Source organism: Rossellomorea arthrocnemi (genome assembly GCF_904424705.1).
GTDB lineage: Bacteria > Bacillota > Bacilli > Bacillales > Bacillaceae_B > Rossellomorea > Rossellomorea arthrocnemi.
Window position 1 is genome coordinate 21,421 of record NZ_CAJGBF010000006.1, and the last position, 23,939, is coordinate 45,359.

The following is a 23,939-nucleotide window of genomic DNA, read 5'->3' on the forward strand; positions in this document are numbered from 1 at the left end:
AACAAAATCCCCACACGATGCCATCTCTCCATTTATTTTGCAAAAACAAAAAAAACCAAGTCATATCTCATTTAGACTCTGTTTCTTATAGGATTACCGCTGCATCATTTCATACTAACCGCAATAAACATCGAGGCATCTTTTTTCATAAAAATACGTTCCCCATGATAAAATGTTCTGATTTCAGTGGATGTAAAGCCCGCTTCCGATAATTGTTCTTTCAGCTCTTCATGAACAAAGCCATTATGAACCTTTGGATGGCTGATCGTTTCGTTTTTGTCGAAGTCGACAATGATAAGCTTGCCTCCGTTATGGAGGATACTGTTCAACTCTTGTAAGATCTGCTTGGTATCCGGAATGTGTAGAAGGACGAGTGACATGAGCACGATGTCGGCCTTCACTTCGGGACTCCCCTGGGTAAAATCGGAATAGAGGACAGTTGCGTTGTCGATCCCTCTTTGAGTAATTTTAGATTTGGCCACTTCTACCATCTGCTCGGATGAATCGATTAACAGAGTCGATTCGACCATATCTGTCAGCGCTAAACTAACAAGCCCTGTGCCGCTTCCATAATCGATGAGAGTTTGGGATGTACTGTCCTGCAGTTCTTTTTTCACTTCCTCTGCGACGATTTGGGCCAGTTCCATTCGCTCTTCGGTATCGTATCGTTTAGCCATTTCTTCAAAGACGTTCTGTTCCATTGGTCACACTCCTGTGTTGGATTCTTTGCTTTCATTATATCAAAAGTCCGTACGGGGCATAAATATTTTCTTCAAAAATCCCTTTCATTGAAGAGTCAATAACCCCTTTAGGAAAAAGACTTATAGATCCCTGTAGACCAACCTATCTCCGGAAGACTTGTCTAGAGTTAAAAGCCTACCTTCGAATTTACTCTTTCTTATATTTATTGATGGGTTATTCATATCCGCAAACACCCAGGCAGTAATTCATTTTAATTCATAGGATAATAAAGGGATCCTGAAGAATTTTCCTTTCTACATTCACCTCATATCGGAATCGGATAACATGTCCGGTTCCTCTTTCGTTTTTTAGGATACCTCTTGATAACTTGCTTAAAATTACACAAAGGATTTTCGACTTCGAAACCTGGGGTGAAGATGCAATAAATTCATTAATAAAGATTAATTTTTCTATTGATGATAAACGTAATTAACCACTATCGTAAACCTATTCCAAAAAAGCTGAAAATCAGGTTCGGTACATGCTTATAATACATAGATGAAACCCCACTTGATAGGTCTGAACAGATAACTGCATTAACAGGAGAGGGTTTGTCTATGTTACCTTACCAAAGGAGGCAGGTTCAAATATATTTAAGTTCTCAGTTTTCTGCCTATAAGTTACATTCCATTGACAAACTATATTATACCTCCCACTACTTTTGGTAACTGGTATTTTTCTATGTGAACTTTTCTTGTGTCTCCTCACCTCCTCCGTAGAACCTAATTCTATAAATGGTTCTCAATCTACGAATCCTATATACTAGAAGAGAAAATGTAATAGAAAATAGGTGAAGTACGTGAATGAGTTGGATAGTTTATATAAGAGATATCAACCGTTTCTTTTTTCCATTGCGTATCGTATGCTTGGATCAGTTACCGACGCAGAAGATATCGTTCATGATATCTTCTTGAAGCTTAAGCTTGATACCGATCAAGTTGAGGACGTGAAGGCATACCTTGCGAAAGTGACGACGAATCGCTGTCTAAACTTTTTAAATTCAGCCCGTAAGAGAAGAGAAATATACACTGGTCCCTGGCTGGCTGAACCACAGGTACAGGAAACAAAGCAACCATTAGATAAGATTGTAACAGACGAAACAATTTCCTATGCCTTTCTCGTTATGCTGGATCAACTGTCACCTATTGAGAGAGCTGTGTTCGTTCTTAGAGAAGCATTTGCTTATGACTATGGGGATATCGCCGGGATGCTGAAAAAAACGGAAGTGAATTGCAGAAAAATATACAGCCGCGCTAAACGGAAATTAAAGAATGATAAGCCATTTCCTCTGGAGAATACTGACCATGTTCATCTCCTTGCCAAAACATTCATAATTGCATCGACGACCGGGAATTTCGAGGAATTTATTGAACTTCTAACAGAAGATGTTGTCCTTATTACCGATGGAGGAGGAAAGGTACATGCTGCATTAAACCCAATTGTAAACAAACAGCGTGTATCTGCCTTTCTTAATGGGATTACCTCTAAAGGAAGTTTCATAGGAGAACTTCTTCCAGTGGTGGTCAATGGTCAAAAAGGGATCTTGCATGTAAAAGATGGGCACATTAACAAAGTCATCTGCTTTGAATTAGATTCAAAACAGATGACTATCCAGAAAATCTTTATTGTTTCAAATCCGGATAAATTAACTCATATTCCAGTTCCTTACTAACGATAAATAGAGAGCTCAATGTAGCTCTCTATTTTCATGTCACAAATCACTCCTCTGTTTTGTCTTATTAGTGAACCCCTAAAACAAATTAATGGAGGAGATAGACATGGAGCAACGTGTTAACTACATGCGGACAAATCAGGAAGTTTTCAAATTAATGTTTCAAATGGAGGAGTACAATAAAACTACGGGAATTGATAACAAATTAATCGAATTGATTAAAATTCGTGCGTCTCAAATAAATGGATGTGCGTTCTGCCTGGATATGCATACTAAGGATGCCCGGGCAAATGGCGAAACCGAACAAAGAATTTACTGTTTGAACGCATGGCGGGAGTCACCATTCTACCTTGATGAGGAAAGGGTAGCGCTGGAATTAACGGAAGCAGTCACAACCATTTCGGCAAACGGTGTACCAGATAATCTGTATGAAAGGGTCCGCCTTCATTTTGATGAAAAACAATATATCGATCTCGTTGCTATAATTATCACGATCAACGGGTGGAACCGATTGGCCATTTCAGCAAAGAGCATACCTGGACACTACAAACCTGCAACAGAAAAGTAATTTTTGCCCACATAAAATCCCTTGTATTCAGAATAGATACAAGGGATTTTCCCTTAGCTTTTCTTCCCCAAGATGGCCCTTTCATGGAAGTAGGAGATAGCTATCATTATTCAACCAGAAAAGGCCCACTATCTTAGAGAATCTCCGTATTTTCATTATTTTCCACTTTTTCAAGTACATCAATTGTAATAAGATTATGATAAAAGAAATTGTCTGGGAGGGATTTTTAGTGATATTTCCCACTATAAAAGGACCCATTAATGATAAAATCCATGCTATCAAAAATATTAAAAGAACAGAATGTGGTATTTTGTTTCCGGAATTTTTCGAAACACTGACTACAGTAAAGAGGAATGTAAAATTTTTAAATATAAATAAGATCTCATGCCGGAGATGCAGGGATGCAATCAAGCAATTAGCTGAATAAGATGTCTCCATTATTTTTCGTTTTAATCGTATGTAATTGTTTTCGGTCAAAAAGCGAATATGAAATCTTTATGGTCTTATACTCGACTCCCAATACATTGTTTTTCCACGCAATGTATGAAAAACAGTGCCTGACCCTCATTACACGTGACGTAACTTGCTCGGGGGGTTTGAAAGTCAGCGTTCCCATTCACAAATCATGGTTAGATGATTCTCCTCTAATTCTGCATAAATACTTCCGTTCATTTTTTCCATCAAGCTTTTGGCAATCGGCAACCCAAGCCCTGTACCTTTTCCTGTTCTTGTTTGATCTGCTTTATAAAAACGGTCGAACATTTGATGTACATTCAGCTCACTCCTAAGTCCAACAGAGTTTGAAATTTTCAGCTGAACGGCTGTATCCGTTTCTTTAAGCTGAATGGTTACATGTCCTGTAGAGTATCGAATGGCATTCACGGCTAAATTTTCGATCACTCGTTTAACGAGAGAGGGGTCGGCCATTATGATCATTTCCTGCTCGGGGATTTGGATGTCCGGATCGATGTCTCGTTTATTAAATTCTTCATAAAAACCTAATAGTGACTCAATAATCAAAGAATTACAACTGACCTCTTCCATTTTCAACGGATAATCGGCCTGTTCAATAATCGACAGCTCGAAGAAATCTTCAAGTAACACTTTTAACCTACCTGCACTATTTTTGATTGTTTCAATGTATTTCTTCCTGGTCTCATCACTTATTTCGTCTGATTCCAGAAATTGAATATATCCCAAGATGGATGTCATTGGTGTGCGAATATCATGAGAAATATGAGATATGGCCTGCCTTAATTCATTTTCAGTGGAGCGTTTGACTGCCTCAGCCTGTTTCGTTAAATCAATCTGGTTATTTATTTCCTGCGCTAATCCTTCGAAATCACGATCATAAAAGCCAATCGTCATTTTTTTCCCTGAGTCATGTTGATGTAATTGCTGTAGTTGCAGGGTTGTACTTTTGATTTCCTTTTTCAACAGATAAAAACGGGTGAGGACATATGCGAATGCTACCAGGACGGTTATCAATAAGTAGAGTATCATTTGACCTCACCCCCTTTCATTTACTTAATTTCTTTTCTTTGAAAGATAAAGCTCCCTAAGGCACCAAATAACAGAAACGTCAGAATGGGTACCACTGTCATGATTAAAACATCCCCGCTCTTCAAACTATTCACCATCATAATGTCGTAAATCAACTTAAAGATGGAATGATTTAATATGGTTTCAAACAAGGACACTTTCGCTGCTAACATTTGCAGGGGCCAATCAGCAAATACAAAGAACAGGAGCAGAAACCCTATCGTTTTCCCACTGTCTGTAAACAGAATGGAAAAGATGGCCATGATGGAAGCGAATGCTCCTCCGTATAGGATAATCAGTCCCAGCGTTTGCAAGTAATAAGTCCATTCAGGCATATCAGCGAATCCAAAATAGAGGGCACTGGTCCCCGTCATCATGATCGGTAATACTAATGATATGATAATGGCTCCAATTGAAAAGACGATAAGCTTTGCAGAGTAAATTCGAAACCTGCTATTCCCTGAAGATACGATACTTTTCATCGTTCCCATGGAGTATTCACTCGTAATAAAGAAGCCTGCCAAAATACTTGGAATAAGCTTCACTATATTCGCATGAGGACCGAGAATACTTTCCCGATAGTAATCCTTTACGGTGGGCAATCCTGAAGCCCCATTATCGAATTCTATTAGTGGAAACAACACTGCAGCCGCGACTAACATCCAGGTAAGGAAGCGAAATGACCGGTCCTTCTTTAATTTATACCACTCTGTTTTTAAGAGATTACCCATGTTGTACACCTCCGATACGATGACTAAAGTACGTTTCCAAATCTTCTCCCATTGGCATGAATTGTTCTATGACCAATCCTTCATTGGTTAAGATTTTGGAAACTTCCCCCGGTACATCAACATAGGCAAACAGTCTTATCGTTCCATCAGACATCACTTCAAACTCTTGTGTGGAAAAATGGGTTTCGATTACCGTGGCAGCTTTGTTTGGATCATCGACTTTAATATGCAAATACTGCTGACATTTATCATTCAGTTCTTTTGCAGAAAGTTGTTCCAGCAATTCTCCCTCATGAATAATCCCATAATGAGTAGCCAGTAAATGCAGTTCACTTAATATATGACTGGAGATTAAGATGGTAATTCCATATTCTTGATTCAGCTTTTTCAGTAGTTCCCGGACTTCGACAACTCCCATCGGATCCAGTCCATTAATCGGTTCATCGAGAATCAAGAATTCAGGATCCCCTAATAATGCGATACCAAGACCCAGACGCTGCTTCATCCCTAAAGAAAAATTCTTCGCTTTCTTTTTTCCTGTATTCTGCAAACCGACTAACTTCAGGGTTTTATGAATACAGTCTTTTCCCGGTATTCCTTTCAGCAGTCGGTGTGCCTCCAGATTCTCAGCGGCGGTCATTTGCGGATAAAGAGCTGGACCCTCAATGATCGTCCCAATTCTTTTTCTGGCTTCAATAATCGCTGCCTCATTGTTCTCTCCAAACAATTCAAACGTACCTGCCGTCGGATACGCAAGGCCGGTTATTAGACGAATCAACGTTGATTTCCCTGCACCGTTCTGGCCGATAAATCCATAAATAGACCCTTTTTTGATCATGACACTCACTTTATTAAGCGCCATTTTATTTTGATATTTTTTTGACAATTGGCTGGTTTTTAACACATAGTCGTTCATAAATTTCCTCCTTTATCACTTGTTCAATGGCCTGCTCCATGAACACTCTTACAGTATAAGAAGGAAAACGTAAGAAAGTCTTAAGTGAAATCTTAAGAAAACCTTAAGTTTTGAGTTTATAGCCCATCCCCCAGATCGTTTCAATATACTCTTCATGCTGATTCGCTTTCGCAAGCTTACTTCTGATATTACTTACATGAACATTGATGGTATTGTCGTCCCCGTAAAATTTCTCCTTCCACACACTTTCAAACAAATTGGACTTGGAAAAAACCTTTTTAGGGGAGGTCATCATGAGAAGCAGAATCTCATATTCCCGCGCCGTTAATTTGAGTTCCTTCCCATTCACTGTCACTCTTTTTGCATCCGTGTCCAATACAATATCTTTATACATCATTTGATTTGATAGTGGAGCATCTGATAGATCACGATATCGTCTAAGGCATGAATCAATTCTGGCCGATACCTCATCCACATCGAAAGGCTTTGTAATATAGTCATCCGCACCCGCTCTCAACGAATTGATCTTCGTCTGTGTTTCAAGCTTTGCCGAAATAATAATAACCGGAACATTGCTTTCTTTTGTTACCTTTTTTAATAGATCTTCACCGGATAAACCCGGGAGCATCAGATCAATTATTACCATGTCCCACTTTCGGCTGTCCAGGTAGATCTCTGCTTCCGTACCTGAATAAGCAGGCTTCGGGGAATAACCGCTCTTTCTGACAATCCCGCACAGCAGGCGATTAATATCCTCGTCATCTTCAATTATTAGAATATCCACTTCATCCTTCAACTACATCACCCTCACAATTATTACCATTATCATTCATTGAAATCAGGGGAATGTCAAGTAATCTTCTATACGTAAAAAAATTGAGGAGGATGTCCGACCTGTATTCTTATCTTGTATCAGTAAACTATAAGAACCTGTTACACTGCTCCAATAAAAGAATAAGGGTACAGCTGAAATCGGCTGTCCGATTTTCAACATGCACCCTTAGAGTATAAGCTTAACCATGTTAATAGATCATGATGTCAAAGCATCAAAATTGCACCAATCACCTTTGATGGTAATTTGTAAATCATCTATCACTTTGCTCTTCATAGTAATGGTTGGATTTAATAAAATACATCCATTCTGGGCCAATTTGTTTACTCTTGACCGTGAAATGCCCAGAATTTCTGCTATAAGTTTATCTATTCTGAGACCAAAATCATATTTATAGCAAAGTCGAATCGTAACCTCGTCAGATAGTGAATCGAGCTTTTCCTTTCTTAACTCGTATCGTATATCTGTCATTACATCACTACATAGTTTTCTTAATTTGTTGATTTGAAAAGCATAGTACCAAATGGTCTCTTTATCATTATTCATTAACTTTTGAATGAGTATTGAGTCAATTTTATTAATATTTACTCTGGATAAAATGGGGTAATTCCAAGTTCCCTCACAATGTATACAGTTATAAATTAGCCAACTATCCACTATTTTTTGATTCGCATTAACCCTGAATTTCTCACTACAATAAAATGCTGTGTTCGTTTTACATTTACTACAGTTTCGTTTTATATAAGGTGTTTCCTGAGCAATGATCTCATACGTTACTAAATTATTTAAACTCATACACCAGTTCCTCCTATTTATTCAGAGGAACGCAAAAAAACGGTTGAATGGAGAAAGGTTTCCCATGAAAAAAGCGGAATACCATATAGGTATCCCGCTGGAATGAAAACAACTGACTATCCTGCGTTCCCTGTAATGGTTAAAAATAGGCACACCTCTCCCGTCATTGAACACGAATGTTCAAAAAGAAATGTACTATTAAGTTACTAAACCATTACAAGTATGTTGGCAAACCCAATTCCACCTTCCAAATTTCTCCTATATCATTAGTATACCATCATTTTATCAATTATTTCCATTGTTTTTATGATCATTCAAGAGTATTATTTTCGGCTTTAGGTGGTTTTCTTGCTCATTCCCTCATGATGGTGGAGTAGGGTTTTGAATTAATTATCCCCCCGATTATTGAAGTTCGGTTTTTAGACTAATCCACTTCACATATTTACTTTATGAAGCTTCAAGATGAAGACTGCTGCCACGAGAAGAAGGGACACCGTCAGAAATGTAACCGCGATGGCGCTTAGTCCACTTGCGTACAAAGCGATGGAAGCCACAATGAACACAACCAGCTTAAGCGTAGTTCGTGTCGGGAAGGAGAAGATAGGCAGTGACGCCTTTGGGGAGAGAAACTTACTCCATAGAGTAGCTATGACGAGCGGCGTGGCCACAGCGAGAATAATTTTGACCGCTGCCCCTGAATGGATATGATAACCCCAGTAACTGAACGCAGCTATTGCACCAAGCTCCAGTAGAAAGAATCCGGTGAGGACGGAAACACCTATCCATTTTATTTCCATCCAACTCTTCCTCCAAATCAATATAATTAAATAACGAATGTACATTTATACAATATGTTTCGTCCTTATCTAAAATCCTGCGTGACTTGAGGAATCGCTTTATCCAGATAATGGCCCTTATGTGGAATAACTTCAGAATCCGGTTCATCTGATAATTGAAGAGGAGCAATAGCCGGATATCAAGTAGGTGATCTTCAGTTATTGCCCCCGTTTTATTGAAGACTACTTCACTGCACCTAAAAATATAAAGTCGTGTATATCTATCTACAATCGCGACGGATTGTTGAATAATTGAATAACATAAAGGAGTTTTCAAAAACTTTGATTTCATTCCTCATTATGAACCAACCACTCGCCAATTTCTTTAATTGACAACCCGTTTTTTTTAACTCTTCCCCATTTTAAGTTAGGGGTATCGAGTTAGTGAATTATATTTCTTTATGAACAAACAATGGGCAGTTGCTTGTTCAGCAAACGACCCATTAATTATAACCAAATAGTTTTCCTACAAGTTTTCTAAGCAATTGCAACATAATTTCTTTAATAAAACTTGTATATATTTAATGTTAAAAGTTAAACTAACATGAAAAGTAGGATGTGATTAAATGAAGATGATTTCGCCCCTTGTATTCATGTCAGTATTATTCTTCCTGGTACCTGTTAATTCTTCAGCTGCCACATTAGAAAACTTACCCTCAGCTGAGACCACAAAGAATTGGAAGGTTGTAGTTGGAGAACCAGATACTAATAATCCCAAGTTAAATAAATCGACAAATCCTGATTTGTATAATATTTTTAGTCTGGACATAAAACACGTTAGGGATGAAAAAATCAAATTGGTAAAGGTTGAGGCTTATAGAGAAGAGCCTAAATTAAATACCGAGTATGAACTTTTTACAGCTGAACTAAATAAAGAAAAATACTCGTCCAATAATTTTCATTTTCAAAATTTTGGTTTATCTAAAAAGTCTTCATATCTTAAAGTCGTTGTCACATGGACAAAAGAAGATGATCATACAAATAGAAAATATAGAGAAGAGTTCATATTTCAACAATAATCATTTAGCAGAGAAGAATGGTTTTCTTCTCTTTTTTTCTATAGAATGAGCTTACCCTTGTTTCAAATAAGCCCCCTAATAATGGGACAAGAAAATTTTTAATTTAGATGTTGTAATTGTTCTTCATTTACTTTTATCAATATTCTTTGAGCCTCCAAAAAATCGTCTCGTAGATCTAAAGGAATTTTGTCGAACTCATCTGATTCTTTAATTCCACTTTGAGCCATTATTTGTTCATATATCATAATGGCCTCTATATATTCTTCATATTCGTTAGAAGTCAGTAATTCTTTGCTTGATTTTTGACCATTTAATTTATCAAAGTACGGTTGAATCTCAAACAAGGTTTTCTTCAGTTCATCCATGTGTTCATCCGGGACTTGGGTATAATCTATGTTGCCGTATTTATCCCCATACGCTACCTTACTATAAGTGATCACTTTTAACAGTTCTTTAAAATGCTTATACTCTCCTTTTTCCATATCACCTTGTGCTTGGTTCAACTTTGCATCCAAAAGCAGATAGCCTTCCATTGTGGCACTGGATATATGAGCCTTAACATTTTCAAATGTTCCATAGATTTCGTCAGCTAAATTGGTCTGATATGCAATTGCACCAGTAGGAATGATTAAAGAAGCAGCAAGGATAGCTGACACCATATTTCTTCTGATAAACCTTTTAACTCGGCCACCTTTTTCAATATGTGCTTTTTGCACCCCCATCTTTGACCGTTCGTGCAAAGTGGATGGAATGACAATTTTGTTTATTTCCTGCTTTATATTATTCACAAGTATCAGCCTCCTTAAAATGCTTCCGTAGTTTACTTAAAGCACGATATAAAATCGTTTTTGCAGTTCCAAGGGGAATTTCAAGTATTTCGGCAATCTCTTTGAATGAATACCCTTCATAAAACCTAAGGGTAACGATACTCTTCTCGTCTTCTGATAATTGCTCGATCAACTCTTGAAGAGTAATAGTAAGCAGAGTATCCTGATCTTCTAAACCGATGAATTCCTCATACTCTGGTTTGAGTTGAACAACCTTTTTATTTTTCTTTAATACATTTAATGAAGTAGTAATAGCCATTTTTGTTAACCAGGTTTTAAAATAAGCTGGATTTTTTAATGTTTCAATATTTTTAAAAGCTCGATAGGCCACCTCTTGAACCACATCCAAAGCATCATTTTCATTTCTGACATATACATACGCCATTCTGTATATATCCTCTTCATAGTATTGAAACAGTTTTAAAAATGCCTTATTATCGCCCTTTTGAGCTTTCTTTACTAACCTGCTGATGTTCTTCACCCCTTTTTTTATTCTTACAACCATTAGACAACTCAAAAGAGTATTTGGCTTTAAATATTTTAAAAAACTAAAAAAACAGAGATAAATGAATCTCTGTTTACCTGGGGCTGTTCCATTAACATGCCCAATGATTGAAGAAGAGCAATAGCCAGATCACTTAGCTGATCTCTCCCATTATTGCCCTTTTAGTTGAATAAGAATCTATTTACTTAAGTTGTTATTAAATCTCATTATATACTTAACACCTGATTTAGTTATAAGAACATAAATAAGGTACCCAATAATAGTACCTGCTACATTACAAATAACATCATCAATATCGGTGACTCGATCCCATCCACCACCAAGAGATTCTATAAGTTGTAAAAGCTCAATAGCTATGGACACAGCAGAACCTATTAAAGTAACTTTTTTGAAATCTTTAGCTTTATTCCATATAAGTGGTACAAGAAAACCTAAGGGCATCAATAATAAAATATTTCCTCCTACGTTTCTAACAATGAGTGAGATCATAAAAAAACACATCTCCGTCATATGCAGTACCAACTTGACTGAAATTATTAATAATCGTTACAAATGGAATGATATTTATAGATCGGAATAGATTATCGTATTCATAATGAAACCCTATTGGTAAAGGAAACAAAGTGACAGAAATAACCAAACTATGTATATGACAAAAAGGAACTTAGCTGTTTCTGTTTGCCAGTGAACTTGAATATTGTTTCTATATTTTTTACCAACTAAAATACCTCGCACCACAACATAAGACATTATTGTCAATAAGATAATTAAACTTCCATTAATCAGAAACATTCATTAACCTCGTCTTGTTCTTTATTGATAATACCTTTTTTCACCAGACACATTGAATTACTTGCCCAATAATTGAAGCTGGCCAATAGCCCGATCAATTAGCCCCTTTCTATTTCTTCATTACTTTCTAGTATTCTTGATTTTTCTTCTTGGTTAGTCAATAGCATAATGCCAATCAAAGCTGCTAGTCCTATACATAACACAGAAAAAACAAATCCTTCTTCCGATAGAATTATGGAAACCAAGGCAGATGTTAGCAAAACTAACGATATAATTAATGCTCCAAATAGTCTCTCCACCAATAACACCTCTTATAAAAATATAGAAAAAACTGTTATTTTATTATTTCAAACTCCTGAATGTTCAACAATCCTATTAAAAAGCAAGACGTAATCTTTTCGGGTTACGTCTTGCGAGAGCTATACTGTTTAACTGCTCCCATGGTTGAAGAAGGCAATAGTCAAGATAATCGGCTGATCTTCAGTTATTGTTCCTTTTCTTGAAGATGAAAGCAATAAACTCTTAAAATCCAAGATTGCTTACTACCCAATTTGTAAATATAATTCCGCCTATTGTATTAACGACTCCCAAGACCATAATTATCTTTCCTTGGTTTCCTACTTCATAATCTCTTTTAAGAACTAAACCCAGAAAAAAAGCAATGGGTCCAAATACAATTGGACTAAATAGATAAGGAAAAAATGCCGAAATCCAACTTATTATTAACAGTATTTTCTTACCATCTTTCTTCTTAAAAGTCTCTCCCATAAATAAATACCCCCTAATTCTTTGGTGAGTTCTATCACGTAATATATACATATTTTTCACTTGAGCAAAGGACCGCCGCTTATTCAGCAACCCCTGGCGTTAACAAAGGATGAATTAAATTCTAAACCAGTAATAGTAACTTAGTAATAATACACTGGCTATCATAATTAAATTGAAACTTCCTTTGTTTTTCGTTTTTCGAGTCCCTCCGAAATAAAAATATAGTGAACCCAGAACAAATACTACATAAGCTAATAATTTAATGATTATATCCATCTTCCACCTCACTGTTATAATGGTCTTTGGAACTTACTCCTCGTTCATTAAAATGCTTCTTATGAACATTTGACGATTGGTAACGGGGGAAAGTTTCCAACTTTTATGGTTATCACATTAACCTGCCCCTTTACTTGAACAAAGGGGCAGCTGTTTTTTCAACAACTCTCCCCCTATAAGGACGAGGCGAACTGGCTTGACGTTTGAAAAATCGATCAGAAAACTCGCTGAAACGCTGCGGCCAGCTTCGAAAGAAAACCAGGTAGCGGCACCCCACGGTCAATGAAGAACACCTCACATATAATAAGTACGACAAACGCAATCAACACAGAAATCCAAAAAATCATTGTCCATATCTTGCTATCTTCATTTCTTCTTACATTTTTATGCTTCTTCTTTCTGTATAAGCCTTGCACAAATCTTTGTCTTTGATTTCTATCATTTTTTTTGGTCTGCACAGTTTCAGTCCTTTCATCAGGCGGTTAATCCAGAGACATCCAATAATCCTGCTCTTTAATAATCGAATTAAAGGCGGCTGCTTCCTTCAGTAATCGACCCCTTTAAAGGAACAACATTTATTTTACTGAATGCAATGAATCCGCCATCATTTTAAGGTCTTCATTCGTTAGTTCGGTATCCCTGAACATTACAGCCAATTGTTGGACATCTCCATCGTTGTCAGTCCATTCTAAGACTTTTAATTCTTCTTCATCTTTTTTTAGAATTGCTTTTGCTCCATTATTTAACTGGATAGATTTATAGCTATCCGGGGAATCAATTTTGTCATTATAATATGTAGTAAAGCTTAAATTGACCTTATTACTGAGTTCACCATCCAAAGGTTCATACTCCACCGATGTGTATACAATGTTCTCTACATTAGGCGTAGTCGAAAATCTAAAAAACTCGACATCAAAAGGAAACTCTGTTGGAACTTTTAACTTATCTTGAATATCTTGTGGCAACTTGCTGACTTCTTGGTGGAACGATTGAGGATATTCTTTTACTGGTAATTCACATGCACTATGATTGGAACAAGCCCCAATCATTAAAACAAATAATACCATGCGAATTTTCTTCATATTATCCTCCTCTCCATTAGACAGGAAAATTCATTTTCTGATTTTACCTTAAGAATTTTTATTCAAGGTAGTCTGCTCCGTTAACTTAATACCAATTATTTCAAAATCGATTCACTTACTCAAGTAAAATTTTAAACTTAAAAGAAGCTTATCCTTATACCGGATAAGCTTCTTTTATGGAAGAACGTAAACTCTATTCGATTACTGTAAACTTGATGTAGGGCATTCCTTCTTCATTTTCCTTATCTCTTGACTGATACAACTCTAAAATTTCTTTTTCATACTCGTTTTTCGCACTGAAATTTTCTTTATAATACTCCCCGATATAAATAGCACGATACTTATTACCTTCTTGGTCAATAACGTCTACCAATCCTGAAGAAAAGTGGTCATTCAGCCCTGCAAAACTATCCGCCACAAATACCCTTGCTGCTTGTTCACCGACTTCTTCAATCTCCACTTCAGTGTAACGCATTTTTTTATTGTCCATCTCTTCTCTGCTTAAAAGAGTGAAATCTGGAACAGCCTCACTTTTTGAAACTCCTAACTCCTCAAAAATGGGAGAGTCATTATTACTGAAAGAACATCCAACGAGACTAAGAGCAACAATGATTATAGAAAAACAATACTTGATAAAGACGCCCCCTATAGAATAAGACAAAATCCAAGTATTAAGGTTCCAATCTTGCGTTAACCTGCCTTCAACTTACTACCAATTATTTCAAATTCACGCCACTTACTCAAGAAAAACTTAGATAAAAGTTTGCCCACCCTGTTTTAGATAAGCTCCCTTTCCTTAAGTACAGTAATTTACAGCACCCTAATTGTGGTAGTTGCATTGTTCTCAATTTTTCTAAGGGACTATTCTTCTTTTAATATGGAATACTTCCGATAAGCTTGATAGTAACTTCCACCTAAAAAAACAACCATAAATGCAGGAAACAATTTCAAAAAAACAAATGGAGTTTCAAATAAAAGTGCTTTCCAGAATAATGCATTTTCCATACTCCAAAGACCTTCATGATATAATGTCGAATCCCTGTAGTACATAAAAGAATAAGCTAGAAACATCATACCCAACCAAAAGGAATAACCCATTATTCTTTTATAATAATGAGCCCATATGTGATCCCTATCTTAAAGCAGAAACTAAGACAGAATCTTTATACTTATCTAAAGCGCTTGGCTGAAATCCTGCATTGTCCAATATCAATAACCAATCATAATATATAAACTCCTTTATATGCTCAGGCTCATATAGTCTAGTTAGTTTTAGGAATAGACTTTCTTTACGAGCTGTATCGTTATTAGCATAATCATGAATTAAAAAGAGTCCACCCTTTTTCAACGCGTTCTTAATGTTTTGTATAACCTTTATCATTTCTTCAAACGGAACCTCATGCAGCATGTGTGAAACATACACTACATCGAATTCTCCCTCATCGAAATCCAGTCTAGTACCATCCATTGCATAAATGTGAATATTTTTAAGTCCTTTACGATTGATCTTATTTCGAGTTTTAGCAACCTTAGCTTTCGATACATCAACTCCGATAACCTCATTCAAACTATTTTTTTTAGCAAGCTCAATGGCAATTCTTCCTCCACCAACACCTACTTCTAAAACCTTCATTTTTTTATTCGGAATCCTATCAACTATTCTACTCATTTTTTTCCACTCCTTAATAGCCGATTTTCACTTAGGATTGCGCCCTCGCTGGAATGACAAGAAGTCATGGATCAAATCTAGTTGTAGACAAATATCTCCCCCCAAAAAAGCAGTTGAACCTAAGGGTTTCGAAATGGCGATAAAGCGAATATTACTGTTTGATGTTATCATCTGGTACTTGTCAGCCGCTAGATTCAAAACAATACCGTGTTCTAAAAGCGCTTACAATTCACTAAGTACAAATTGTAAATCCTTCTGTGGAATCAATGATTTGCTTTACAATCTCTTCCCGTTCTCCCCTGAAATCCTGTATTAGTAATTGTAACAAACGTTTCGTTCTATGAACGAGGTGTAAAATCCACTGTTTGTTTTCCTAAATCGCTTTTACATTAAGAACGGAACCAACACCATACATCTCCCAGTCCCAACGGATTCGCTTTTCCTGCTCTAATCTTTCGCTACTTTTAGTGAAAAATTTCGTAGTGATATCAGGATCGATAAAAGCCTCACACACCTTATTAACCGGTTTTCGAATAAGCATTTTTACTTTTGAAGGTGTTACAATAACTCATGGAATGTTAATTGCTTCATTTAAAATCCTCCCTTTTCATTTATATTTCTAATAACTATTTAAAACTGAAGAAACTCATCCTGTTCCGGATAAGCCCCCTTTAGAATACCGACTATACTTTATCCATCACTTGGATTTGTCACTTCCATTGATACATTCACGTCCCAAGAGATGATCGTTGTACTGTCTCTTACCTCATTTTCTTTAATGGTATTTAGTAAGTTCATTATTCCCTCGTTAAGCTGGTGATCTTTCAAATCGTTATATATCTCTTTAGGATCAGAATAGGGTTCGTTGGGACATTCAACTAATCCATCCGTTGTTAACAAAATACGATTCACTCCTTTCCTTAGTTCTCTTCTTCCACTACTATAACAAGGGATTATCGAACGTGTTGACTTGTCCAACCCATTCGTAAAATTGTCTTTGGTTTACTATACTGACCGAGCTTTGCAAGCTCCGGATGGAATAAGTATGAAATACAATCTCCTATTGAGAGCCACCATAAATATTTATCTTTTCTTAAAACGATTAAACAAGCTGTTTCGCCTTTAACTTTTCGGCAAGCATTTATAAATTCTTCATCTTGAAACATGTTAAGTATTGTTTTTTCAAGACTTTTAAAAGTTTGTTCATAGTTTAGCAATAAACTATTTTGTATTTCTTCTTTAGAAATTAAGAATTGGTTAATAACTAATTCGGCACTTTCAGCAGAGTTATGAGCATCTAAAAGAACTACAAACTCCCAATCTTGTTTATCATCAACCCATATTAAGGAACCATCTTCGTTCTTATACTGTCCTGCAATAGAATTCCCACCAAATCTTCCCAAAGTTATGTGGTTGATAGTATGGATGTGTAGTTGGTCTACAAGATTGTTTTCACTCCCAACCCAGCTAAACTCACTCATAGAAGTCGCCATCTATGAGTTATTCTCCAAGTGTATCCTTATCCGATTGCATAGTTCCACAACTTGATCGTTGTCTCCCATTGGAGCATCCCGCCAATCATAAACTTCCATTGGACCCCAGTGTTCTTCTGGAGTATTTGGATACCGGGCCACGATGTGCATATGAAGATGCGGAACAGAGTTTCCTGAAACAAGAGAATATATATGCTCGGCGTTTTCTGATTCCTTCAGTGCCCTACTTACTCTTGCCATCATTACACCAAATGCTCCTGCTTCTTCTACCGTCATATCGGCAAGTGAGGGAGTATGCCTCTTTAAATCAATCATTATATGACCTAAATAGTTTTGCCTGCCCTTTCTATCAATATGACCAACATATACATAATCGTCTTCATAAATCATTCCCCCTGAAGTTTCGATAGAGCCATCATGCTTATGACAGATAAAACAATTTTCACTCAAACTAATTCCCCCTTAAAAAATAATTTTTAAAAATTAAAAAATCCTACTGTCTCATTAAAGAGACGATAGGATTATTATCGTGGTACCACTCTTCTTGTTTCAAATCTTTTGGGATCGAAACATCTCAGAACTCTTTTACGGAAGTTAACCGTATAGATCTACATCTCAATCTATCCACTCCTAGGCGAGTTGGGGACGCTATTGACTGTCTTCCACCTCCCGACAGCTCTCTAAACAATAACCGATCCTTAATACTCCTAATCAAAGCGTTTGGAATATGCGCGTATACTACTTTCTAAAAATTCTATATATTTCCACATCATTTGTCAATCATTCATTTACTAATTATTCCATTAGCTTGTTCATTAGCGAGGATGCTAACTTACCGAAAGAAGGGTGGTTGCTTGTTCAACAAACGCCAATGTTTGTTGAATAACTCAATTTCCATATTAACACTTCTAACAGGAATACCGTACTCTTCAGGATGATTAAAGTAGTCTTCATATGTTAATGAGCTAACAACTTCAAAATCTTTTGTTTTAGGATTATGTTCAAAAACAACAAGTTGTTCCTAACCACTACTATGACCAGTATCAATTACTCCAAATCTGTTAGGTGCTAACTGAACAACTCGCCCACCTTGGTTATTAACCTCTACATTCGGTGTTGGTTGTTGAACATTCTGGTTGGTATTTAATTACAAACTAATATTCCACTTAAAATCACTTTAGTAAAAACATCATTTTTCATTATCAGAATTCCTCCCCTTTTACTTCATTTAACCATAAAATTACAGTTTTCCTTTGTTGAACAAACCTGCCCAATAGTTGAACAAAGGCGGCTGCTTGTTCAGCAAACGCCCCCGATTGTTGAAGATTAGAGTCATTTATCTGGATTCTGTAGGTATTCAATCATTTCTTCATATTCATAAGTCTTTAAAGCCAAACCATTTTCATCAAATACAATAAATGCAGGTTCTTTTTTTAAATCTAGTTTAGGATATTGCTCATTCAATGACTCAAATGAGGATGTATTTGTAATAGGTCCAACATTGGTTATGTTGTTCTCCTGTAGTAAATCAAATGTGATTTCTTTTCCAACAGATTGTAGAGAATACTGGTGACCTTCGCTGGGTAAAAGATTCGGATGAACTCGAGCGAAATCGTCTTTTTCACTTGTGCACGCTAATAGCATTGATAAAATTAATAACATCAAACTTCCAAAAATCATCTTTTTCATAGTTCTACTCCTTAATATTAATGTTCCAGTTGCAGTCAGGTACTTTGCCTCATTAAAAAGAGACGACACTTTGTTTAGCAATCGCCCCCTTTCGTATTATATGCTCAGCCAGATTACTGTGATTATTCATATCACCCATTGGGTTCTTTTTGAATTCTTCCTGACTTAATTTCTCTCTCTTATGTTCGGGATTTCCCTTGTTATTCTCCACCTTCATCCCCCTTATTTAAGAAGTAACTATTCAACAATCCTGGCCCAATAATTGAATAAGGGCAATAGCTGGATCAGTTAAATGATCTTCAGTTATTGCCCCCTATAACGGAAGACTTGATTTCGAGATATTAAAGCAGATTTTCAACTAACGCACCCATTAGTTCAATAACATATCTCTTTACTGACTATGTTTCTTTAACTAAAAAAGATTACTTTTTATGTAGACTCTATTACTATTTCCCCTTCGTGTGAAGGTACTTCGAATCCGTTTAGGTAAGATGTTAAAGTATTTTCGGTAATTGGAAAGGCTGCATTTGCATCAAATCTTTTACTCCGTACATCCAACCGTTTGCGAATAATTTCAGGACTAATGTTCAAATAAATTAGTTTCCACTCACCACCAGCTTCTTCAATTAGCTGTTTGTATCCATCTCGTATGGATTTTTGCCAAAAGCTTAAATCAATAACAACCTTTCGTTTATCCTTAATAAGACGTATCAATTGATTACGAAGTCTTCTTTCAGCTTCAACTTGATAATCGCCATATTTCTCAACGGGATAGTCTATTCCATAACGTCCATTAACCTTCCAAACCTCTTCATCAATTGAAAGGCGTACAAACCCTTCTTCTTTTTCCAACTGTTGTGCTAATGTAGTCTTTCCTGAACCTGCTACTCCACACATCATTATAATTAATGGGTTTAAAGTTTTTTGGTTTAATATGTCCTTTAAATTTACTTTCATCTTAAACACCCTTTAAAATTTCGAATTTCTAGTATTGTAACATAATTGCTTATTAAATTATCCTGCCCCTTTACTTGAACAGAGGACGGCTGCTTGTTCAGCAAACGCCCCCTATTATTGAAAACTCAAATTCGAGATATTTATAGGTCTTGATATAATCCAATTCTGTTACCATAAGGATCCTCAAACGTACACCAAGCAGCCGGAACGCCTTCCCTAGTATTTACATCTTCTATTGCTATGTTTAGCTCATCAATCAAACGTTTTCTCTCATTTTTAATATCTTTTACTCCTAATCTAAGAGGACCATTACCATTTGTAGGTATCCCTTTAGCTACCTGAAGCCATGCTCCTTTGGTTATTTCCCACTCTGCAAAGTCCTCATGCGGTATAAAGTCAGGCTTCCTTTTAAAAAGCTTTTCATACCAAAGCATTCCTTCTTCATAATCCGAGATTCTCACCTGAAATGTTACACCAGTATTCATCCTACTTCCTCTCCTTCCCCTAATTTTAAAAAACATGCCAAACTATACTTTCTATTAAATGACTTAAAATTCCTTCGCTTACATGTAAGAATATGTGATTGCTCATACGGTGGTAACGAAGTCGGGACGCTTCAATGTTACTGTCTCTGCATAATTAAAAGGGAGCAAATCACTTTGTTACGGATTTGCCCCCGTTAGCGTAAAACTCGAATTAGAGATATCTTCGAGTAATTACCCGTTATCTTAGTAAAATGTTGTATTCTGAAATCGATATAGTGCTGTATACTCGAAATATTACTACCTATTGGTACTCCGAAAGAATTATAAATAGTTATAATTGGAGTCCACTATATTTCACTCATCCTATAATGAAAATCCATGTTTTTCGATACCCAATGCACCCGCAATTATTCCTCGAAGCGATAAAAGGTATCTCTTTCGCTTTTCATCATCGCTCATATATTCCTTATAGGCGTAGCTATTGGGTACACCTACGATAGATCTGATAAGAATATCTGCTGTTTCATATGGGTACTCAATTTGGAATATACCCTCATCTTTACCTTGCTGGATAATTTTAGCAAACAGCGGCACCATTTTATGTGACATCGCAAACATATATTTCTGCTGAAATACACCCGAATTCATAAGTTTCCCAAGCAAAGTGGCATATTCCATCTTTGCGGTTTGAAACTTTGACTTTTGCTCCATAAACTTATTGAATTTATCCATTGCGCCTAAATTCGGGTCATCTACTGTCGGCAGCAAGAAAGCAACTGCCTCATCAAGTAAGTTGTCTATGCTGGCGGCTAAAACTTCATCCTTTGATTTAAAGTAATGATAAAATGCGCCTTTTGAGATGCCTGAAGCATTCAAAATGTCATTAATACTCGTTTGCTCATACCCTTTTTTTAAGAATATACTTTCGGCGATGGTAAGAAGTTCTTTCCTTTTAGCAGGATAGTTATCTGCAGGTCTGGCCATCAATATACTCCTTCCTATTCTGAGATCGTATTATTCAAAAGCATATAACCCTTAGGCTTATGAATAACGTAAGAATCCCACATAAATGCTAACATGCTAGGCGCTGAAATCTTTGGTGAAAGATAATACAATATGTTGAACGGTTGCGCGAGATATTGCAATGCCCCTCCAGTATGCGTGAGAATAAATGGTGTGTTCAACCAGTATTTCTTATAAATATCGAGATAAAAAGCCTTAGCGATGAAATACAAGGTCTCGAGCTGATTTTCAGAAATCAGTGGTATCCCACTGCTGATTCTAGGATGGATGAGTACCGGCTTGTCGATAGATCCGATTTTCTGTATCAACTGCTCGTCCATCAATTTCGTAAACGATGTGTTGAAAATGTCGATCGTAAGGGACACTCCGTCTAAATTCAGTTCGTTTATCGCACGATCGATTTCAGCTATACTCCATGAAGGACTGGTGGGGTCTATCACGCAAAATGCCCCTAACTTTTGCGGGTTTTCGGAACGAAATTTCGCGACAGTGTCGTTATACTCCCGTAAAGCCGCTTGCTTATCCTTTACCTCAAACCGCCAAACTTCAGGTCTATCAAAGGACAACAGGACTCTATCGTAATCTCCTGATGCAATCAACGACACCGCTTCTTCCTCCGAGTGACAGTGGTACTGAACCCTTTGTTGGCCAACTCCGAAGGGCGGTTTAGAATAAGGTGCTTTTGTATCTTTTTGTACAGGAACGCTTTCCCTCGAAAACAACCTTTTGGCATTGCCCATAAAGATGTCCTCTATTTGCTGCTCCGTCAATCCTACCTTATCATCCAGAGCAGCATAACTTTTTTCAATTTCAGAAACTGCCGTTTTATTACCCCATCCGATGTCACTGCCGAAAAGAACATGCTGCGGATCTGAAAACTCCAGTAAATACGGAATCTGATCATCATAAGCCTTTGAAGCAGTGTCCAAAAAGACTTGCTTTTTCCACACTTTTAATTCTTCAGCAATGTTGGGGTTTTCCTTACTGAGCTCTTCTACGAGTAAAGGGAACAGTGGCGCAATGATACCGCCGCCATGAGAAAATATCCAGCGAATATTTGGGTATTTCCTGTGATAGCCGCTGTAAATAAAATCAATGATGGTTTTTGTGGTATCATTTTGCCACAAATACAATGGATTCAAAAACCGGTGATCGGTTTTGCCTGGTACCTCGTTGGGATGAACATAGATGATTGTCTCCCTGCGGTTCATTTCTTCATAGAACGGCTTGTAAGCCTCGTCACCCAAGTAATGTCCGTTTACGTTAGACATCAGTGCAATGCCATCGAGATTCAAAGTGTCGAGTGCGTACTCAGCTTCCTGTAAAGCACTTGTTACATCAGGCAAAGTGACCGAGCCAAAACCACCGAAACGGTCAGGGTACTCCTCAATCATTTTTGCAATGTATTCGTTGCACTGGCGGTTAAGTTTCTGACTGTAATCCAAATTTTTGAAAAAAACCCCGGGCGTAGACAAAGACACAAATGCTTTTTTAATATGAAAACTGTTCATCATTTTGATAGAAGCGTTCGCATCCCATTTTGGCCATTTTATTCTCGCCACTGAAATGCCCATATCTTTCATCTCGTTAACGTAAAAGTCTGGTACGATATGATGATGCACATCCCATTTATAATATTTTGCCCCTTTCATAGTAACCCTCCCTTTCTATTCAAAGTAATATAGTTAATAAACCGCGGTCGGTTTATTAACTATATTATACTTTTCGATTTTTTTGTCAAGTATTATAAACTCGGAAATTTTATAAATCCTAACTGATGAGAAAACAGAAAAGCGCAGGATACATACTTATCCTGCGCTTTTCCTAAAAGGTAATGCTTAATCCATCCAATACATTCCGTTAAATGTTATTCAAATTTTAATATTCTTTTATGGCTATCATTCCATGTGTTTTGGTGCTTATACTTGTCTCCCATTATTCAATAAACCAGACCGATTGATTAATCGGGAAATAGAGGATGAATTTTCATTAGAAGCTGGGAGGTCATCCTTTTATTAGAAATCTCTTTTGGGTCAATATCTCGAAACTGAGTCTTCAACTAACCTCCCTTTCGGAACAAAGGGCTGTTACTTGCTCAACAAGCGTCTCTTCTTCAAAACAGGACATCAATCCCTAGTTAGTGCACACTCTGTTCTCAAGATTCCCATCTTAATGGCATCAAAGTATTCGTGGTTAACTATTCTCGCATCTCTGATTCTTGCTTCTTCTTTCATCCCTAATTTTTCTGCTACCTTTACCATTCTTGCGTTTCCTGACCAAGTTGACATTCCTAGTCTGTGAAGTTCAGTAGATCTAAAAAGATAATCAACCCATAGCTTATATGCTTCTGAACCATAACCGCCGTTCCAATAATTACTGTCATAAATAACGATTCCTGTTTCCAGCCAGTTGGTGTTTCTATCTATCCAATAGGACCGACGTAACCAACGGCTTCTCCCTCGCATTTGATAACAAGAGCAGCAGGAACATCAGTGAAAATTTCTTGCTCCCACTCGGTGCGGTACTCTTCTTTAGATACCTTTTCTTCCGGAATATAGGGTCCATTCCACTTTTTTGCTTCCTGTTCTTTTTCTTCAAACTTCCAATAATATAATTTCTCAATATCTTCTGTTGTTGCTTCTATTAAAACAACTCTGTCACCAGTAAGCTCAATCATAGTTAAAAACTCTCCCTTTAATTTATCTATGCAGTAACTTTACC

24 protein-coding genes, 4 pseudogenes and 1 other annotated feature are annotated in these 23,939 nt (G+C 36.8%); of the genes and pseudogenes, 3 read left to right on the forward strand and 25 right to left on the reverse strand.

The features are described from left to right. Positions 1–104 precede the first annotated feature (104 nt). Positions 105–701: a class I SAM-dependent methyltransferase gene (locus tag BAA9072_RS10365; RefSeq protein WP_201714611.1), complete on the reverse strand. Its 597-nt coding sequence runs from the start codon at positions 699–701 to the stop codon at positions 105–107. 839 nt (positions 702–1,540) lie between these two features. Between BAA9072_RS10365 and BAA9072_RS10370 the strand changes: the two genes are divergently transcribed. Next, positions 1,541–2,413 (forward strand): RNA polymerase sigma-70 factor, encoded by an 873-nt coding sequence (locus tag BAA9072_RS10370; RefSeq protein WP_201714612.1) that lies wholly within the window; start codon positions 1,541–1,543, stop codon positions 2,411–2,413. 106 nt (positions 2,414–2,519) lie between these two features. Continuing rightward, positions 2,520–2,981 (forward strand): carboxymuconolactone decarboxylase family protein, encoded by a 462-nt coding sequence (locus tag BAA9072_RS10375; RefSeq protein ID WP_201714613.1) that lies wholly within the window; start codon positions 2,520–2,522, stop codon positions 2,979–2,981. Between the two features lie 603 nt (positions 2,982–3,584). Here the strand turns inward: BAA9072_RS10375 and BAA9072_RS10380 are convergent. From BAA9072_RS10380 to BAA9072_RS10405, 6 genes are all read right to left on the reverse strand, one after another. Then, positions 3,585–4,484, reverse strand: a complete 900-nt coding sequence (locus BAA9072_RS10380) for a sensor histidine kinase (protein ID WP_230980821.1) — start codon at positions 4,482–4,484, stop codon at positions 3,585–3,587. Between the two features lie 20 nt (positions 4,485–4,504). After that, on the reverse strand, positions 4,505–5,254 hold the full coding sequence (locus tag BAA9072_RS10385; protein ID WP_201714614.1) for an ABC transporter permease: 750 nt from the start codon (positions 5,252–5,254) through the stop codon (positions 4,505–4,507). After that, a complete protein-coding gene (locus BAA9072_RS10390) occupies positions 5,247–6,170 on the reverse strand; it encodes an ATP-binding cassette domain-containing protein (RefSeq protein WP_201714615.1) in 924 nt (307 codons plus the stop codon). The genes BAA9072_RS10385 and BAA9072_RS10390 overlap by 8 nt, the downstream gene beginning before the upstream one ends. Positions 6,171–6,273: 103 nt before the next feature. Next, entirely contained in the window at positions 6,274–6,966 is a 693-nt protein-coding gene (locus BAA9072_RS10395; protein WP_201714616.1) for a response regulator transcription factor, read from the reverse strand. Between the two features lie 234 nt (positions 6,967–7,200). After that, a complete protein-coding gene (locus tag BAA9072_RS10400; protein WP_201714617.1) occupies positions 7,201–7,797 on the reverse strand; it encodes a DUF1062 domain-containing protein in 597 nt (198 codons plus the stop codon). Between the two features lie 434 nt (positions 7,798–8,231). Further along, positions 8,232–8,594 (reverse strand): YrdB family protein, encoded by a 363-nt coding sequence (locus BAA9072_RS10405; protein WP_201714618.1) that lies wholly within the window; start codon positions 8,592–8,594, stop codon positions 8,232–8,234. Between the two features lie 605 nt (positions 8,595–9,199). Between BAA9072_RS10405 and BAA9072_RS10410 the strand changes: the two genes are divergently transcribed. Further along, positions 9,200–9,652, forward strand: coding sequence for a hypothetical protein (locus tag BAA9072_RS10410; protein ID WP_201714619.1), 453 nt, complete (start codon positions 9,200–9,202; stop codon positions 9,650–9,652). Positions 9,653–9,750: 98 nt separating this feature from the next. Here BAA9072_RS10410 and BAA9072_RS10415 read toward each other — a convergent pair whose 3' ends face one another. The 18 genes and pseudogenes from BAA9072_RS10415 to BAA9072_RS10495 all read right to left on the reverse strand — a co-directional run bounded on the left by BAA9072_RS10415 (position 9,751) and on the right by BAA9072_RS10495 (position 23,895). Next, the gene (locus BAA9072_RS10415; RefSeq protein ID WP_230980822.1) at positions 9,751–10,440 is read right to left on the reverse strand and encodes a DUF3600 domain-containing protein; all 690 of its coding nucleotides are present in this window, start codon (positions 10,438–10,440) and stop codon (positions 9,751–9,753) included. After that, entirely contained in the window at positions 10,433–10,984 is a 552-nt protein-coding gene (locus BAA9072_RS10420) for an RNA polymerase sigma factor (RefSeq protein ID WP_201714620.1), read from the reverse strand. The genes BAA9072_RS10415 and BAA9072_RS10420 overlap by 8 nt, the downstream gene beginning before the upstream one ends. Before the next feature lie 177 nt (positions 10,985–11,161). Continuing rightward, positions 11,162–11,776, reverse strand: a pseudogene (locus tag BAA9072_RS10425) (VanZ family protein). Positions 11,777–11,874: 98 nt separating this feature from the next. After that, on the reverse strand, positions 11,875–12,075 hold the full coding sequence (locus tag BAA9072_RS10430) for a hypothetical protein (RefSeq protein ID WP_201714621.1): 201 nt from the start codon (positions 12,073–12,075) through the stop codon (positions 11,875–11,877). A gap of 223 nt (positions 12,076–12,298) precedes the next feature. Then, positions 12,299–12,544 (reverse strand): hypothetical protein, encoded by a 246-nt coding sequence (locus tag BAA9072_RS10435; RefSeq protein ID WP_201714622.1) that lies wholly within the window; start codon positions 12,542–12,544, stop codon positions 12,299–12,301. 851 nt (positions 12,545–13,395) lie between these two features. Continuing rightward, positions 13,396–13,902 (reverse strand): hypothetical protein, encoded by a 507-nt coding sequence (locus BAA9072_RS10440; RefSeq protein WP_201714623.1) that lies wholly within the window; start codon positions 13,900–13,902, stop codon positions 13,396–13,398. A 193-nt stretch (positions 13,903–14,095) separates the two neighbouring features. Beyond that, entirely contained in the window at positions 14,096–14,392 is a 297-nt protein-coding gene (locus tag BAA9072_RS10445; RefSeq protein ID WP_201714624.1) for a hypothetical protein, read from the reverse strand. A gap of 371 nt (positions 14,393–14,763) precedes the next feature. Then, a pseudogene (locus BAA9072_RS24210) lies at positions 14,764–15,018 on the reverse strand (DUF2812 domain-containing protein); the annotation flags it as partial. 16 nt (positions 15,019–15,034) lie between these two features. Then, the gene (locus BAA9072_RS10450; RefSeq protein WP_201714625.1) at positions 15,035–15,571 is read right to left on the reverse strand and encodes a class I SAM-dependent methyltransferase; all 537 of its coding nucleotides are present in this window, start codon (positions 15,569–15,571) and stop codon (positions 15,035–15,037) included. Positions 15,572–16,261: 690 nt separating this feature from the next. Then, positions 16,262–17,052, reverse strand: a pseudogene (locus BAA9072_RS10455) (protein phosphatase 2C domain-containing protein). A gap of 12 nt (positions 17,053–17,064) precedes the next feature. Further along, entirely contained in the window at positions 17,065–17,454 is a 390-nt protein-coding gene (locus tag BAA9072_RS10460; RefSeq protein WP_201714770.1) for an HIT family protein, read from the reverse strand. Positions 17,455–17,569: 115 nt separating this feature from the next. Beyond that, positions 17,570–17,788, reverse strand: a binding site (T-box leader). Positions 17,789–18,396: 608 nt separating this feature from the next. Next, on the reverse strand, positions 18,397–18,753 hold the full coding sequence (locus BAA9072_RS10465) for a hypothetical protein (protein ID WP_201714626.1): 357 nt from the start codon (positions 18,751–18,753) through the stop codon (positions 18,397–18,399). Between the two features lie 52 nt (positions 18,754–18,805). Then, positions 18,806–18,964, reverse strand: a complete 159-nt coding sequence (locus BAA9072_RS10470) for a DUF6366 family protein (RefSeq protein ID WP_201714627.1) — start codon at positions 18,962–18,964, stop codon at positions 18,806–18,808. 218 nt (positions 18,965–19,182) lie between these two features. Further along, positions 19,183–19,710: an AAA family ATPase gene (locus BAA9072_RS10475; RefSeq protein ID WP_201714628.1), complete on the reverse strand. Its 528-nt coding sequence runs from the start codon at positions 19,708–19,710 to the stop codon at positions 19,183–19,185. Positions 19,711–19,850: 140 nt separating this feature from the next. Continuing rightward, positions 19,851–20,195: a VOC family protein gene (locus tag BAA9072_RS10480; protein WP_201714629.1), complete on the reverse strand. Its 345-nt coding sequence runs from the start codon at positions 20,193–20,195 to the stop codon at positions 19,851–19,853. 363 nt (positions 20,196–20,558) lie between these two features. Next, on the reverse strand, positions 20,559–21,179 hold the full coding sequence (locus BAA9072_RS10485) for a TetR/AcrR family transcriptional regulator (protein WP_201714630.1): 621 nt from the start codon (positions 21,177–21,179) through the stop codon (positions 20,559–20,561). Between the two features lie 14 nt (positions 21,180–21,193). Further along, positions 21,194–22,870 carry an amidohydrolase family protein gene (locus BAA9072_RS10490; protein ID WP_201714631.1) on the reverse strand — a complete coding sequence of 559 codons (1,677 nt, stop codon included), beginning with the start codon at positions 22,868–22,870 and terminating at the stop codon, positions 21,194–21,196. A 474-nt stretch (positions 22,871–23,344) separates the two neighbouring features. After that, positions 23,345–23,895 (reverse strand): annotated as a pseudogene (locus BAA9072_RS10495) (GNAT family N-acetyltransferase). Positions 23,896–23,939: the final 44 nt, after the last annotated feature.

What these genes read in the sequence shown, in the direction of transcription:
- BAA9072_RS10435 (WP_201714622.1), bottom strand. Translation starts at nt 12,544, where the DNA reads ATGGGAGAGACTTTTAAGAAGAAAGATGGTAAGAAAATACTGTTAATA.
- BAA9072_RS10390 (WP_201714615.1), bottom strand. Translation starts at nt 6,170, where the DNA reads ATGAACGACTATGTGTTAAAAACCAGCCAATTGTCAAAAAAATATCAA.
- BAA9072_RS10480 (WP_201714629.1), bottom strand. Translation starts at nt 20,195, where the DNA reads ATGAATACTGGTGTAACATTTCAGGTGAGAATCTCGGATTATGAAGAA.
- BAA9072_RS10375 (WP_201714613.1), top strand. Translation starts at nt 2,520, where the DNA reads ATGGAGCAACGTGTTAACTACATGCGGACAAATCAGGAAGTTTTCAAA.
- BAA9072_RS10490 (WP_201714631.1), bottom strand. Translation starts at nt 22,870, where the DNA reads ATGAAAGGGGCAAAATATTATAAATGGGATGTGCATCATCATATCGTA.
- BAA9072_RS10420 (WP_201714620.1), bottom strand. Translation starts at nt 10,984, where the DNA reads ATGGTTGTAAGAATAAAAAAAGGGGTGAAGAACATCAGCAGGTTAGTA.
- BAA9072_RS10485 (WP_201714630.1), bottom strand. Translation starts at nt 21,179, where the DNA reads ATGGCCAGACCTGCAGATAACTATCCTGCTAAAAGGAAAGAACTTCTT.
- BAA9072_RS10405 (WP_201714618.1), bottom strand. Translation starts at nt 8,594, where the DNA reads ATGGAAATAAAATGGATAGGTGTTTCCGTCCTCACCGGATTCTTTCTA.
- BAA9072_RS10365 (WP_201714611.1), bottom strand. Translation starts at nt 701, where the DNA reads ATGGAACAGAACGTCTTTGAAGAAATGGCTAAACGATACGATACCGAA.
- BAA9072_RS10475 (WP_201714628.1), bottom strand. Translation starts at nt 19,710, where the DNA reads ATGAAAGTAAATTTAAAGGACATATTAAACCAAAAAACTTTAAACCCA.
- BAA9072_RS10460 (WP_201714770.1), bottom strand. Translation starts at nt 17,454, where the DNA reads ATGATTTATGAAGACGATTATGTATATGTTGGTCATATTGATAGAAAG.
- BAA9072_RS10450 (WP_201714625.1), bottom strand. Translation starts at nt 15,571, where the DNA reads ATGAGTAGAATAGTTGATAGGATTCCGAATAAAAAAATGAAGGTTTTA.
- BAA9072_RS10440 (WP_201714623.1), bottom strand. Translation starts at nt 13,902, where the DNA reads ATGAAGAAAATTCGCATGGTATTATTTGTTTTAATGATTGGGGCTTGT.
- BAA9072_RS10385 (WP_201714614.1), bottom strand. Translation starts at nt 5,254, where the DNA reads ATGGGTAATCTCTTAAAAACAGAGTGGTATAAATTAAAGAAGGACCGG.
- BAA9072_RS10445 (WP_201714624.1), bottom strand. Translation starts at nt 14,392, where the DNA reads ATGGACAATAAAAAAATGCGTTACACTGAAGTGGAGATTGAAGAAGTC.
- BAA9072_RS10400 (WP_201714617.1), bottom strand. Translation starts at nt 7,797, where the DNA reads ATGAGTTTAAATAATTTAGTAACGTATGAGATCATTGCTCAGGAAACA.
- BAA9072_RS10410 (WP_201714619.1), top strand. Translation starts at nt 9,200, where the DNA reads ATGAAGATGATTTCGCCCCTTGTATTCATGTCAGTATTATTCTTCCTG.
- BAA9072_RS10380 (WP_230980821.1), bottom strand. Translation starts at nt 4,484, where the DNA reads ATGATACTCTACTTATTGATAACCGTCCTGGTAGCATTCGCATATGTC.
- BAA9072_RS10465 (WP_201714626.1), bottom strand. Translation starts at nt 18,753, where the DNA reads ATGAAAAAGATGATTTTTGGAAGTTTGATGTTATTAATTTTATCAATG.